The sequence below is a fragment of the Micromonospora echinofusca genome, from assembly GCF_017614955.1.
Taxonomy (GTDB): Bacteria; Actinomycetota; Actinomycetes; order Mycobacteriales; family Micromonosporaceae; genus Micromonospora; species Micromonospora echinofusca_A.
This window is the reverse complement of the sequence record NZ_WVUH01000204.1, coordinates 1-13,217: the sequence shown is the minus strand read 5'-3', so window position 1 is coordinate 13,217 and position 13,217 is coordinate 1. Positions and strand designations below refer to the sequence as shown.

The 13,217-nt window shown below is 70.3% G+C and carries 8 protein-coding genes and 3 pseudogenes; all 11 read left to right on the top strand.

What is annotated here, in order from left to right; all coding sequences use genetic code 11:
* The first annotated feature begins 288 nt into the window (after positions 1-288).
* Entirely contained in the window at positions 289-909 is a 621-nt protein-coding gene (locus GSF22_RS21390; protein ID WP_208815515.1) for a hypothetical protein, read from the top strand.
* Between the two features lie 180 nt (positions 910-1,089).
* A complete protein-coding gene (locus GSF22_RS21385; RefSeq protein ID WP_208815514.1) occupies positions 1,090-1,551 on the top strand; it encodes a DUF948 domain-containing protein in 462 nt (153 codons plus the stop codon).
* A 36-nt stretch (positions 1,552-1,587) separates the two neighbouring features.
* Positions 1,588-1,893: a hypothetical protein gene (locus tag GSF22_RS21380; protein ID WP_208815513.1), complete on the top strand. Its 306-nt coding sequence runs from the start codon at positions 1,588-1,590 to the stop codon at positions 1,891-1,893.
* Positions 1,890-4,568, top strand: a complete 2,679-nt coding sequence (alaS, locus tag GSF22_RS21375) for an alanine--tRNA ligase (RefSeq protein ID WP_208815512.1) — start codon at positions 1,890-1,892, stop codon at positions 4,566-4,568. Before GSF22_RS21380 ends, alaS begins: the two co-directional genes overlap by 4 nt.
* Complete coding sequence (gene ruvX, locus GSF22_RS21370) at positions 4,565-5,023, top strand: Holliday junction resolvase RuvX (protein WP_208815511.1); 459 nt, start codon at positions 4,565-4,567, stop codon at positions 5,021-5,023. Before alaS ends, ruvX begins: the two co-directional genes overlap by 4 nt.
* A complete protein-coding gene (gene mltG, locus GSF22_RS21365) occupies positions 5,023-6,258 on the top strand; it encodes an endolytic transglycosylase MltG (protein ID WP_208815510.1) in 1,236 nt (411 codons plus the stop codon). Before ruvX ends, mltG begins: the two co-directional genes overlap by 1 nt.
* Positions 6,258-7,100 carry a shikimate dehydrogenase gene (locus tag GSF22_RS21360; RefSeq protein ID WP_208815509.1) on the top strand — a complete coding sequence of 281 codons (843 nt, stop codon included), beginning with the start codon at positions 6,258-6,260 and terminating at the stop codon, positions 7,098-7,100. The genes mltG and GSF22_RS21360 overlap by 1 nt, the downstream gene beginning before the upstream one ends.
* Positions 7,101-7,152: 52 nt before the next feature.
* The gene (locus GSF22_RS21355) at positions 7,153-9,042 is read left to right on the top strand and encodes a glycerophosphodiester phosphodiesterase family protein (RefSeq protein ID WP_208815508.1); all 1,890 of its coding nucleotides are present in this window, start codon (positions 7,153-7,155) and stop codon (positions 9,040-9,042) included.
* Between the two features lie 635 nt (positions 9,043-9,677).
* Positions 9,678-10,058 (top strand): annotated as a pseudogene (locus tag GSF22_RS34935) (protease inhibitor I9 family protein); the annotation flags it as partial.
* Between the two features lie 207 nt (positions 10,059-10,265).
* A pseudogene (locus tag GSF22_RS34930) lies at positions 10,266-11,087 on the top strand (S8 family peptidase); the annotation flags it as partial.
* Between the two features lie 867 nt (positions 11,088-11,954).
* Positions 11,955-13,217, top strand: a pseudogene (locus GSF22_RS21345) (IS1380 family transposase); the annotation flags it as partial.

Below are 13,217 nucleotides of genomic sequence, written 5' to 3'. Positions count from 1 at the left end.
CCCCAGGTCCCCACCGACGAGCCGGTCCGGCCCGTCGGCCCCGGCACCCCACCCCGACCGGGGGCGCGTGCCGGTACCCCGGACGACCCGACCACCAGCGGCCCGTTGCCGGTGCGCGCCGCTGTCGTCGTACCCCCGGCGAAGGCCGGCGGACCGGCCGGCCCGACGGCGGCCGGCGGGCCACTACGCCGGGCGGCCAGCGACGACCCGGACTGGGAACCCGATGCCCCCCCGCGCCCGGCGACCGGTGGTGCCTTCCAGGTCGCCCGGTCCGAGCTGCGCCGGCAGATGCGGGAGCGGCGCCGGCTGCGGATGGGCGTCCTGGCCCTGGTCAGCGTGATCCTGCTCGGCGCGGTACCACTGTTCTTCGGTCTCCGGGCGCTGAGCCGGGACCCGGTCTTCGACTCCCTCGACGCGCTGGACGTGCCCGCCTGGGCCGCGACGGAGACCGAGGACGCCGTGTCGGGCAGCCGGTGGTGCCTGCTGGACTGCCGGCTGCGGGAACGGACCGTACAGTCGCAGCGGGCACCGGAGGAGACCGCCCGGGTGTACGAGCGGGCGCTGACCGAGGCGGGCTGGCGCCGGTGGAAGGTCACCCGCTGCCCCGAGCAGCCGACCAAGGGGCGGTACACCTGCTGGCGGCAGGACGAACTGACCCTGGACCTGTGGGTACGCGAGCCGACCTGTGCCGTGGCCCAGGAGAACGCGCCACTGCCGGTGGAGCCGACGCCCACCCCGCCGGCCGCCGAACCGTGTGAGGGTTCGCTGGTGTCGGTCAAGGTGCGCAACGCCATCGACGACGAGCGGATCGGCCCGCAGCCCAGCACCGACCCGTCACTCACCGGTGAGGACCCGTTCCCGATCATCACCGAGGACCCGTTGGAGGACGTGACACCCTCACCGTCGTGAGGCCGGCGGACATCACGGACGGTAGGGTCTGGGGCTGGTGTCGGGATCGGCCCGGCCCCGGCCCCGGGCCTGACCCGGACCGGTCGGTGCCGACAGGCGTGGCGGCACCCCGGTGGTGGGTAGGACGGTCGGGCGTTCCGGGACATCCGGTGGGCGGAACAATTCTGTAGGAGGACAGGCGTGGATGGTGGACAGATCGCTGCGCTGATCGCGGCCGGCGCGTTCCTGATGCTGGTACTCGTGCTGGCGGTGCCGATCCTTCGGCTGCGGCACACCGTGGACGCGGCGACCCGGGTGATCAACGATCTCAACGACCGCACCGCGCCGCTGCTCGGTAACGTCAACACCACGGTGGAGAACGTCAACACCGCACTCAACCAGGTGCACACCTCGCTGGACGGGGTCAACCTCCAGCTTGCCAAGATCGACACGATGACCGGGCACGCGCAGAACGTCACCGCCAACGTGGCCAACCTCGCCACGGTGATCTCCGCCGCCGCCGCGAACCCGCTGATCAAGGTGGCCGCGTTCGGCTTCGGGGTCCGCCGGGCCGCCGCCGCCCGCCGGCACGCGGAGACCGAGCGCGAGGTACGCGACACCATCAAGCAGCAGCGCCGCGCCGCCAAGCGGGCCAACCGCTGATCCGGCCGGCTGCGGGCAGGACAGGAGAATGAGGCCATGAGGCGCTTGCTGTGGTTGGGCGTGGGGCTCGCCGTGGGTGCGCTCGTGGTGCGGAAGATGACCCGCACCGCGCAGGCGTACACCCCGGGTGGGATCGCGCATTCGTTGACCGAATCCGCTGGCGGACTGGTCGAGTCGCTGCGAAGCTTCGTCGACGACGTCCGCGAGGGGATGGCCGAGCGGGAACAGCAGATCCACGAGGCGTTCGCCCAGGGTGTGGCGTACGACGACCAGTTCGCCGAGCTGCGGGAGGACCCGCGCATCGGTGACCGAGAGATCTTTCCGGAGGAGCACCAGCGATGAAGACGGCGGAGATCAAGCGGCGGTACCTCGCCCACTTCGAGGCGAACGGCCATGCCGTGGTGCCGTCCGCTCCGCTGCCCGCCATCAGCGACCCGAACCTGCTGTTCATCAACGCCGGCATGGTGCAGTTCGTGCCCTACTTCCTGGGCCAGCAGACCCCGCCGTACCCGCGCGCGGTCAGTGTGCAGAAGTGCATCCGTACCCCGGACATCGATGAGGTCGGCAAGACCAGCCGGCACGGCACGTTCTTCCAGATGAACGGCAACTTCTCCTTCGGCGACTACTTCAAGGCCGGGGCGATCCCGCTGGCCTGGGAGCTGTCCACCAAGCCGGTCGCCGAGGGCGGTTTCGGGCTCGACCCGGAGCGGATCTGGGCGACGGTGTACCTCGACGACGACGAGGCGTACCAGATCTGGCGTTCCGTCGGGGTGCCGGCCGAGCGGATCGTCCGTCGGGGCAAGAAGGACAACTTCTGGTCCATGGGCATTCCCGGTCCGGCCGGTCCCTGCTCCGAGCTGTACTACGACCGGGGCCCCGCGTACGGGCGCGAGGGCGGTCCGGAGGTCGACGAGGACCGCTACCTGGAGTACTGGAACCTCGTCTTCATGCAGTACGAGATCACCGACGTGGTCGACAAGGAGACCTTCCGGATCGTCGGTGACCTGCCCAAGAAGAACATCGACACGGGCATGGGCCTGGAGCGGATCGCCTCGATCCTCCAGGGCGTCGACAACCTGTACGAGATCGACGAGGTCAAGCCGATCCTGGACCGCGCCTCGGAGCTGACCGGCAAGCGGTACGGCGCGCACTCCGGCCACGCGGCCAGCGAGTCGCACCCGGACGACGTGCGGCTGCGAGTCATCGCCGACCACGTGCGGACCGCGCTGATGCTGATCGGTGACGGGGTCACCCCGTCGAACGAGGGCCGGGGCTACGTGCTGCGCCGGATCATGCGCCGGGCGATCCGGGCGGTCCGGCTGCTGGGCTACCAGGACCGGGCGCTGCCCGAGCTGCTGCCGGTGGCCCGGGACTGCATGTCCCCGTCGTACCCGGAACTGGCCAGCGACTTCGAGCGGATCTCCCAGTACGCGTACGCCGAGGAGGACGCCTTCCTGGCCACGCTGCGGGCCGGGACGACGATCCTGGACACCGCGATCGCCGAGACCAAGTCGGCGGGAAAGCCGGCCCTGTCCGGGGACAAGGCGTTCCAGCTGCACGACACCTACGGCTTCCCGATCGACCTGACCCTGGAGATCGCCGCCGAGCAGGGGCTGAAGGTCGACGCGGAGGGTTTCCGCCGGCTGATGGCCGACCAGCGGGCCCGGGCCAAGGCGGACGCGGCGGCCCGCAAGACCGGGCACACCGACCTGTCGGCGTACCGCACGGTGCTGGACGCGGGCGGCCCGGTGGAGTTCACCGGCTACTCCGAAACGTCCCGCGAGTCGCGGGTCCGGGCGGTGCTCGCCGGGGGCGGCCGGGTCGAGGCGGCGGTCGAGGGCGACACCGTCGAGCTGGTGCTCGACGCCACCCCGTTCTACGCCGAGGGCGGTGGCCAGCAGCCCGACCTGGGTCTGATCACGGTCGGCGGCGGGCAGGTCGAGGTGCTCGACGTGCAGCAGCCGGTACCGGGCCTGATCGTGCACCGGGCCCGGGTGGTCCGGGGTGAGGTGCGCAGCGGCGAGTCCGGGTACGCCGAGATCGACGTGACCCGGCGTCGGGCGATCTCCCGTTCGCACACCGCCACGCACCTGGTGCACCAGACCATGCGGAACTTCCTCGGCGAGTCGGCGACCCAGGCCGGTTCGTTGAACGCCCCGGGCCGGCTGCGGTTCGACTTCAACACCCCGACCGGGGTGGCGCCGAGCGTGCTGCACGACGTCGAGCAGCAGGTCAACGAGGTGCTCCTGGCCGACCTGGAGGTGCACGCCTTCATCACCAGCCAGGAGGAGGCGCGGCGGCTCGGCGCGATGGCGCTCTTCGGCGAGAAGTACGGCGAGGAGGTCCGGGTCGTCGAGGTGGGGGACTACGCCCGGGAGCTGTGCGGTGGTACCCACGTGTCCCGGTCCGGCCAGCTCGGCCTGGTGAAGATCCTCTCCGAGTCGTCCATCGGTTCCGGGGTACGCCGGGTCGAGGCGCTGGTCGGCATCGACGCGTTCCGGTTCCTGGCCAAGGAGCACCTGCTGGTGTCCCGCCTGGCTGAGCTGTACCGGGTGCCGGGCGACCAGGTCGCCGACCGGGTGGAGCAGACCATCACCCAGCTCCGCGACGCCGAGAAGGAGCTGGAGAAGCTCCGTGCCCAGATGGTGCTGGGCGGGGCGGCGGCACTCGCCGGGCAGGCGGTCGACGTGCGCGGGGTCGCCTACGTCGGTACCGAGGCGCCGGAGGGCGCGGCGGGCAACGACGTGCGTACCCTCGCCCAGGAGATCCGTGGCAAGATCGACCCGGCCCGGCCGGCGGTCGTCGCGGTGGCCGCCCGGGCGAACGGCAAGGCGTCGCTGGTGGTGGCGCTGAACGCGGCGGCGAAGGGGCGCGGCCTGTCGGCCGCCGACCTGGTCAAGGCGGCCTTCTCCGGGCGGGGCGGCGGCAACGCCGACCTGGCCCAGGGTGGCGGCCTGCCGGCCGCCGAGGCACCGAAGCTGCTGGCCACCGTCGAGAAGGCGATCGCCGACGCGTGAGTGGTTTCTCCCGGGGGGTACGCCTCGGTGTGGATGTCGGACAGGTCCGGGTCGGAGTCGCGCGCTCCGACCCGGACGGCATCCTCGCCACTCCGCTGGTGACCCTCGCCCGTGACCTGACCGCCGACGCCGACAAGGTGCCCACCGACCTGGCCGAGCTGGCCCGGCTGGTCGAGGAGTACGCCGCCGTGGAGGTGGTCGTCGGGCTGCCGGTGAACCTCGCCGGGAAGGACGGTCCGGCCGCCCAGCAGGTACGCGCCTACGCCACCCGTTTGGCTGGTGTAATACTGCCTGTTCCGGTCACGCTGAAAGACGAGAGGATGTCCACGGTCGTGGCATCTCGTAGGCTGGCGGAGCGTGGCGTCCGGGGGAGGCGTCAGCGTGCGGTGGTCGACCAGGCTGCCGCCGTGGAGATCCTGCAGAGCTGGCTGGACGGGCAGCGGAGGCGGACCTGATGATCGACGAGCTGGACGACGCGTTCGACGAACGCGAGCGGGAGCGTGAACGGGAACGGGAGCGCGGCGACAAGGGCCGGCACCGCCGCGCCTACGTGGAGAACCGCCGCAGGCGGGCGGAGGGCAAGGCCGCCGGTGGCGGGGGAAAGACCTTCTTCGCCCTGCTGATGACCCTGGTCCTGCTCGGCACGCTCGGCGGCGGCGTCTGGTACGGCTACGACCGGATCCAGGGCTTCTTCACCGCCGCGGACTACGAGGGCGGCGGCACCGGCGAGGTGGTCGTCGAGGTGAAGGCCGGGCACACCGCCACCGACATCGCCAACACGCTCTACTCGGCCGGTGTGGTCAAGAGCGCCAAGGCGTTCATCGAGGCGGCCACCGAGAACTCCCGCAGCAAGAACATCCAGGTCGGGTCGTACAAGGTGCGCAAGCAGATGCGCGCGGTGGACGCGCTGGCCATGCTGCTGGACCCGAAGAACCGGGTGGTCAACGGGGTCGTCATCCCCGAGGGGACCACCGCCAAGCGGGTCTACCTGCTGCTGGAGAAGGAAACCAAGATCCCGGCCAAGGAGTTCGAGGCGGCGGCGAAGGACCCGCTGGCCCTGGGCGTACCGGACTTCTGGTTCACGCGCAGCGACGGCAAGAAGGTCGCCCCGTCGATCGAGGGCTTCCTCTTCCCCTCCACCTACGAGATCCCGCCGAAGGCGGACGCGGAGACCATCCTGAAGATGATGGTGGACAACTTCCTCACCGTCGTCGGGGAGATGGAGTTCACCGACCGGGTGCAGAAGGAACGCGGCGGGATCACCCCGTACGAGGCGCTGATCGTGGCGTCCCTCGCGCAGGCCGAGGCGGGCAACAAGGACGACCTGGGCAAGGTCGCCCGGGTGGCCTACAACCGGGCGTACGGCGAGTTCCCCTGCAACTGCCTGGAGATGGACGTCACGGTCAACTACTACCTGGAGCTGACCGGGCAGAAGACCAAGCGCTCCAAGGACATGACCGACGCCGAGTTGGACAATCCGAAGAACCCGTACAACCGCAAGCTGCGCGGCATGATCCCGACCCCGATCAACAACCCGGGCAAGCAGGCCCTGGAGGGGGCGATGGACCCGCCCCCCGGTAAGTGGCTCTACTTCGTGGCGATCGACGACAAGGGGCACTCGGCGTTCGCCGAGACCTACGAGCAGCACCTGAAGAACGAGGCCAAGGCCAAGGAGAACGGGATCATCTGATGACGGAGGTCCGGCGGGCGGCGGTGCTCGGCAAGCCGATCGCCCACTCGCTCTCCCCGGTGATCCACAACGCCGGCTACGCGGCGGCCGGGCTGACCGGCTGGTCGTACACCGCGATCGAGTGCGCCGAGGCGGAGCTGCCCGGCCTGGTCGCCGGCCTGGGCCCGGAGTGGGCCGGGCTGTCGCTGACCATGCCGCTCAAGGAGGTGGCGCTCGCGGTCGCCGACGAGGTCGCGCCGGTCGCGGTCGCCGCCGGTGCGGCCAACACGCTGGTACGCCGGCCCGACGGCTCCTGGTACGCCGACAACACCGACGTGCCCGGCATGGTCGATGTGCTCACCGAGGCCGGGGTGGGTACCGGCGGGACGGTGACCGTGCTCGGCGCGGGCGGTACCGCGCGGGCGGCGTGCGCGGCGGCGGCCCGGCTCGGCGCCGAGTCGGTGACCGTGGTGGCCCGCCGGGCGGCGGCGATCGACGAGCTGCGGCCGGTGGCCGCCACCCTCGGGGTGAAGCTGGCCGGCGCCGACTGGGCCGACGCGCCCGCGCACACCGGCGCCGACGTGGTCATCTCCACGGTGCCGAAGGGGGTGGCCGACCCACTCGCCGGCTCGGTCGACTGGCAGCCCGGGACGGTCTTCTTCGACGCGCTCTACGACCCGTGGCCGACCCCGCTCGCCGCCGCCGCGCAGGCCGCCGGGGTCCGGGTGGTCTCCGGGCTGGACCTGCTGCTGGCCCAGGCGCTCGGCCAGTTCACCCACTTCACCGGGGTACCGGCCCCCCGGGAGGCGATGGCCGCCGCCCTCGCCGAGGCCCGCACCGGGCGTACATCCGCCGGTCGGTGATCTTTAACCCGTAACAGGTCGGCAGTTATGGTCCGGTCCTTAACCTCCGGGCATGTCGAAGTCCGCTGACCTGCTGCGACGCCGTTTCCGGCCCCGTAGCATCGCCGCACTGACCGCGCTCGCCCTCACCGGCGGCGCGCTCGCCGCCGTCAACCTGACCACCCCCACGTCCGCCGCCGCCGAACCCGGCGACGTCGTCGTGAACGAGAACTTCTCCAGCGGTACGCTGCCCGCCGGCTGGCGCGCCATCGACGGGGAGTGGAAGGTCGAGAACGGCCGGCTGCGGGGCACCGCCACCAGTGGCACCAAGAAGATCACTTTCGGTCGGCACCTGACCGACTTCCGGTTCGAGGCCACCGTCCGGTTCGAGGCCGTCAACGAGGCCACCCGGTGGACCTCGCTCGGCCTCGACGTGCCGGCCGACGGTCGTACCCCGTGGTGGATCGCCACCATGCGCAGCGGTACCACGGCCGCCAACGGCCTGGAGTTCGCGCAGCTCACCACCGCCAACGCCTGGAACGTGACGAACACCGGTTCGGCGCCGTACCCGGCCGGCACCGGGCGGGACATCAAGGTCGCCATCGAGGTGCACGGCAACCAGGCCCGCTGGTTCTTCGACGGCCGGCAGTTGCTCCGCACCACCAGCCTGACCCGCTCCGCCGACGGTGGTCAGGCCCTGATCGTCAACGGCAGTACCGTCTCCTTCGACGACGTCCGGGTCACCGAGTTGCCGCCGAACGGCTACCTCCGGCCGGCCGGCAGCCCGGTCACCGTGATCGCCCACCGGGGGGCCTCCTCGGCCGCCCCGGAGAACACCCTGGTCTCCCAGGAGGTGGCCCGCCGGGCCGGCGCCGACTGGATCGAGAACGACGTGCAGCCCAGCCGGGACGGCGTCCCGTTCGTGCTGCACGACGGCACCGTCGACCGCACCACCGAGGGCACCGGCCCGATCCGGAACCTGACCGCCGCCCAGCTCAAGGCGCTCGACGCCGGCTCCTGGTTCGCCCCGCAGTACGCCGGCCAGCGGCTGCCCACCCTGGCCGAGCAGTTGGCCGACCTGCGTACCCGGGGTGGCAACCTGCTGCTGGAGATCAAGGGCGCGCACAGCCGGGACGAGGTGGCGACAATCGTCGAGGTGATCCGGGCCGAGCAGATGACCTCCCGGGTCTTCATCCAGAGCTTCGAGATCGACGCGCTGCGGCACAGCTACGCGCTCGCCCCCGAACTGCCGATCGGCCTGCTGCGCGGCAGCCTCGACGCCGACCCGGTCGCGCTGGCCAAGGAACTGCACCTGACCGCGTACAACCCGGCCGCCGGGGCGCTGCTCGGGAAGCCGGGGATCGTCACCGACCTGCACGCCGCCGGGGTGGCGGTGATGGCCTGGACGGTCAACTCGGCCGCCCAGTGGCAGCAGCTGGAGCGGATCGGCACCGACGGCATCATCACCGACCGTCCGGCCGAACTGGCCGGCTGGAACGCCGCGCTGATGCAGGGCGCCGCCGCCGAGCCCGCCGTGTCGATCGCCTCGCCGGTCGACGGGGCGAAGCTGGACCGCGCCCAGCAGCCGGTCCTCGCCGTGACCCGTACCGCCGTCGACACGCTGACGGTCACCCTGGACGGCGCGCCGGTCGAGCCGGGCAAGCCGCTGGACCTGACCGGCCTGGCTGCCGGGACGCACACCGTCAAGGCGGAGGGGACCGGTCCGGCCGGTACCGTCTCGGCGACCGCCACCTTCACCGTCACGGTGACCCGGGCCGGGCTCGCCCACCTGGTCCTCGGCTCGGGTGCCGAGGCGCCGACCCTCCAGGTGCTGACCGCGCACCTGGCCGGTGGCCGGTACGCCGAACTCGCCGCGCACGCCGAACGGCAGGCCGGTCGGACCCTCGACCGGACGGTGGCCGCCACCATCGCCGCCGACGCCCGCGCCCTCGCCGCCAACTGATCACTGCTGTCGGTGCCGGCCCGGGATTCCCCGGGCCGGCACCGGCCGTTCTACCGACCGGTGGCGGGACAGGTTCCGCGTTTCCAGGAGGTCGGGTGACCAGGGCACTGGATCACCCCGACCTCCTGGAAAAGAGTCGATTAAGGGATTCGGTGTCGACGGCGTCGACCAAGGGGTGCGGTGTCGACCAGCAGAGCCGTCGATCAGCGCCGTCGATCAAGGGCGGGCCGGCGGTCCCACAATTCCGGCAGGGTCGGGCCGACCGATTTTCGGGTCAGACAGGGCTGCCGCAGTCGGTCAGGACGGCTGCGGCAGCGATGAGAGCGGCGAAGGTGTTGCGGCGGCCGGTTGAATCCACTCTGGTAACAGCATCCCGAAGGTGAGACAGAGCCGAAATCTGCGCAGGCTCGTCAGCCCGGTCAGCGGTCGGTCGTGCACACCCGCCCGCCTACCAGCTGCGGACGTCGGTGTAAACCCCTCACCCTGCCGCTCTTGTACACAAGGGGTTTCTCTGGTGATCGGCGCGAACGGGGTTCGTAGGGTGAGGCTGCCCGTTCCTCCCGTGTCTCTGGTACCTGCGGCCGGTCCGTTGGTCTCTGGGATGGAATCCACCACTATCGCCCGTGAGGTCCCGCATGAAACGTGATACATCAGCTTCAAACCCTCTCCACCACGGTGCCCGAGGAGTGTTGCTGGCCACCACTCTCACCACCGCCGTTGCCGTGGCGCTGGCTGGTACCGCGACCGGTGGACTGGCGGCCCCCGCTCCGTCTGTATCCCAGGGTGCCGCAGCGATTCTGGGCGTCGGCGCTTCCGATCGCGTCGAAAACTCCTACATCGTCACCCTCAAGCAGGGACAGGCACCGAGGTCCAGTGCCGAACAACTCACGCGCCGACACGGTGGCAAGGTCAAGCAGGTTTACCTCAAGGCACTCAACGGCTTCTCTGCCACCATGAGCGAGCAGGCCGCCCGAGCTCTGGCCGCCAACCCAGCCGTTGCCCGCGTCGAGGTCGACCGGGTCATCACCTTGATCGACCGCCCATCCGATATGTCGGCGGCAGGTAGTCCCAAGGGCCCCAAGGGACCCAAACCGACGCCGACACCGACACCGACGCCGACACCGACGCCGACGCCGACGCCGACGCCGACGCCGACGCCGACGCCGACGCCGACGCCGACACCGACGCCGACGCCGACACCGACACCCGATCCGGGGGAGGTCCAGACCGACCCGCCGTCCTGGGGCCTGGACCGGATTGACCAGAGCGGCCTCCCGCTCGACTCCTCGTATACCTACCCAGGCACGGCCGCCAACGTTCATGCCTACATCCTTGACACGGGTATCCGAACCACCCACACGGAGTTCGACGGCCGCGCGACTTGGGGCACCAACACCACAGGCGACGGCATCGACACTGATTGCCACAGCCATGGCACGCATGTCGCGGGCACAACCGGCGGCCGCGCGTACGGTGTCGCCAAGAGCCTCCGACTCGTCGCCGTCAAGGTGCTCGACTGCTGGGGTCGTGGCACCACCTCGAGTGTCATTGCCGGCATCGACTGGGTGACTGCCAACGCCATCAAGCCGGCCGTTGCCAACATGAGCCTGGGTGGCTCGGCCAGCGCCTCGATGGACGAAGCGGTCACTCGCTCGTCCGCTTCCGGCGTTACCTACGCCGTCGCCGCAGGCAACGACAATGTGGACGCCTGCTCGAAGTCCCCGGCCGGCGCGGCCGCAGTCATCACTGTCGGCGCCACCACCGTCACCGACGAGCGTTCATCGTTTTCCAACTTCGGCAGCTGCCTAGACATCTTTGCGCCCGGTAGTTCCATCACCTCCGCATGGAACAGCAGCGATACCGACACCAACACCATTAGCGGCACGTCCATGGCCGCCCCTCATGTCGCAGGCGGCGCTGCACTGCTCGCATCAGCACACCCGACCTGGACGCCGGAGCAGATCCGCGATGCCATGGTTACCGGCGCGACCGAAGGCGCCGTCAAGTTGCCCGGAACGGGTTCCCCCAACAAGCTGCTACGAGTGACAGCCGATTCCCTTACCGACGACTTCGCCATGAGGCTCTCGTCATCCTTCGCGGACGTGACGGTCGGCGAATCGGCCACCATCACGGTGAGCACGTCCGTCGTCAAGGGCACGGGCCAGACCGTTACCTTCACTGCGTCCGGGTTGCCGAGCGGAGCGGACGTCACCTTCAGCCCAGTGTCGGTCACTGCGGGCGGGGCAGCCACGATGACCATCGCCACCTCGCACACCACGCCCTTCGGGATGTACGAGGTGAAGGTGACCGGTAGCTCGCCGGCCGTGAATCACACTGCGGCGTTCACCCTCGCTGTCAGCAGCGGCGCGTGCGACCGGGGCCAGAAGCTAGACAACCCTGGTTTCGAGGACGGAACCACGGGTTGGGTTGCCCCCGCGACCGTCATCGGTCAGCGTACGGCCTACTCCGGTACCTGGAACGCTGTGCTCAACGGGTACGGCGACATCCACACCGACACGCTGACACAGGTCGTGTCCCTGCCGGCGGGCTGTGCGTCCTACGCCCTGGATTTCTGGATGCACGTTACGACTGCGGAGGGGACCTCCTACCCCTGGGACACGCTCAAAGCCCAAGTCCTCAGTGCCGACGGCTCGCGGGTGCTTGCCACCCTGAAGACATATTCCAACAACAACGTTTCCCCCAACTACCAGCCGTACACCCTCGATCTGATGCCCTATGCCGGGCAGAACGTCATGATCCGCTTCCTCGGGGTGGAAGACTTCGCCATGAAGACGAGCTTCGCGCTCGACAACATCACGGTGAACGTCTACTGATCTGACTCTATATCGGCTGCGTCCGGCACACATACCGCGTGTGTCGGACGCAGCCGCCTCACCTATCCTCGGCCCGTCGGTGCCCGGCTGCTCGCTGATCTGGCGGACGCCACAGGGTTGACCAGTGCGTTCAGCTCCGCGTTGGCGACGTTGCGGCAGCGGCGGGGCGGGCACGACCGGGGCCGGATCGCGGTGGATCTGGCGGTGATGCTCGCCGACGGTGGTGAGACCATCGCCGATCTGGCGGTGCTGCGTGACCAGGCCGGCCTGTTCGGGCAGGTCGCCTCCGACCCGACCGCGTGGCGGCTGTTGTCCCAACTGAACGAGCCGATGCTGGCCGAACTGCGTGCCGCGCGGGCCCGCGCCCGTGAGGTCGCCTGGGCTCAGCACGCCGAGGTCTGCGGTGGCCGGCCAGCAGGTCGAGGGTCTGGTCCTGGACATCGACGCGACGATCGTGATGTGCCACTCCGAGAAGGAAGCAGCGACCCGTACCTGAAAGAAGACCTTCGGCTATCACCCGTTGCTGTGCTTCCTGGACAACACCGGTGAAGCCCTCGCCGGCCTGTTGCGTGAGGGCCGGTCCGGGTCGAACACCACCGTCGACCACATCACCGTCCTGAACCAGGCCCTGGCCCAGATCCCAGACGCGCACCGGCACGGCACCCCGATCCTGCTCCGCGCGGATGCGGCCGGCTCCAGCCACGGCTTCTTCGCCCACATCCGGTCCCTACGCGAACAGCACCTGGACATCCGGTTCTCCGTCGGCGCCGCGATCACCGAGCCGGTCCGGGCCGCGATCCGCGCTGCGACCGGCTGGATCCCCGCCGTCGACACTGACGGTGACCTGCGGAAACACGCCGAGGTCTGCGAGATCACCGGCCTGTTCGACGCGGCCGGCTGGCCGCCCGGCACCCGTTTCCTGGTCCGCCGCGAACGCCCGCACCCCGGCGCCCAACTGACCCTGTTCGACACCGTCGAGGGGTGGCGGCACCAGGTCGTCGCCACCGACACCCCACCCGGCGACGGCGGCCTCCAGTACCTGGAGGCCCGCCACCGCGCCCACGCCCGCGTCGAGGACCGCATCCGCACCGGCAAGGACACCGGCTTCGGCCGGTTCCCGTCCCGGGTGTTCGCGATCAACCAGGCATGGCTCCAACTTGCGCTGACCGGCATCGACCTGATCGCCTGGACCCGAACCCTGCTCCTGCACGGTGACCTCGCCCGCGCGGAACCCAAGAAACTGCGTTACCGGCTGCTGCACGTCGCGGCCCGCCTCACCCGCACCGCCCGCCGGACCCGCCTCGCCGTCGCCGCCGACTGGCCCTGGGCCTGTCTCTTATA

Bases quoted from the DNA above. Each gene is read 5' to 3' on its own strand.
- GSF22_RS21360 (WP_208815509.1), top strand. From the start codon at position 6,258: ATGACGGAGGTCCGGCGGGCGGCGGTGCTCGGCAAGCCGATCGCCCAC.
- GSF22_RS21355 (WP_208815508.1), top strand. From the start codon at position 7,153: ATGTCGAAGTCCGCTGACCTGCTGCGACGCCGTTTCCGGCCCCGTAGC.
- GSF22_RS21380 (WP_208815513.1), top strand. From the start codon at position 1,588: ATGAGGCGCTTGCTGTGGTTGGGCGTGGGGCTCGCCGTGGGTGCGCTC.
- GSF22_RS21390 (WP_208815515.1), top strand. From the start codon at position 289: ATGCGGGAGCGGCGCCGGCTGCGGATGGGCGTCCTGGCCCTGGTCAGC.
- alaS (WP_208815512.1), top strand. From the start codon at position 1,890: ATGAAGACGGCGGAGATCAAGCGGCGGTACCTCGCCCACTTCGAGGCG.
- mltG (WP_208815510.1), top strand. From the start codon at position 5,023: ATGATCGACGAGCTGGACGACGCGTTCGACGAACGCGAGCGGGAGCGT.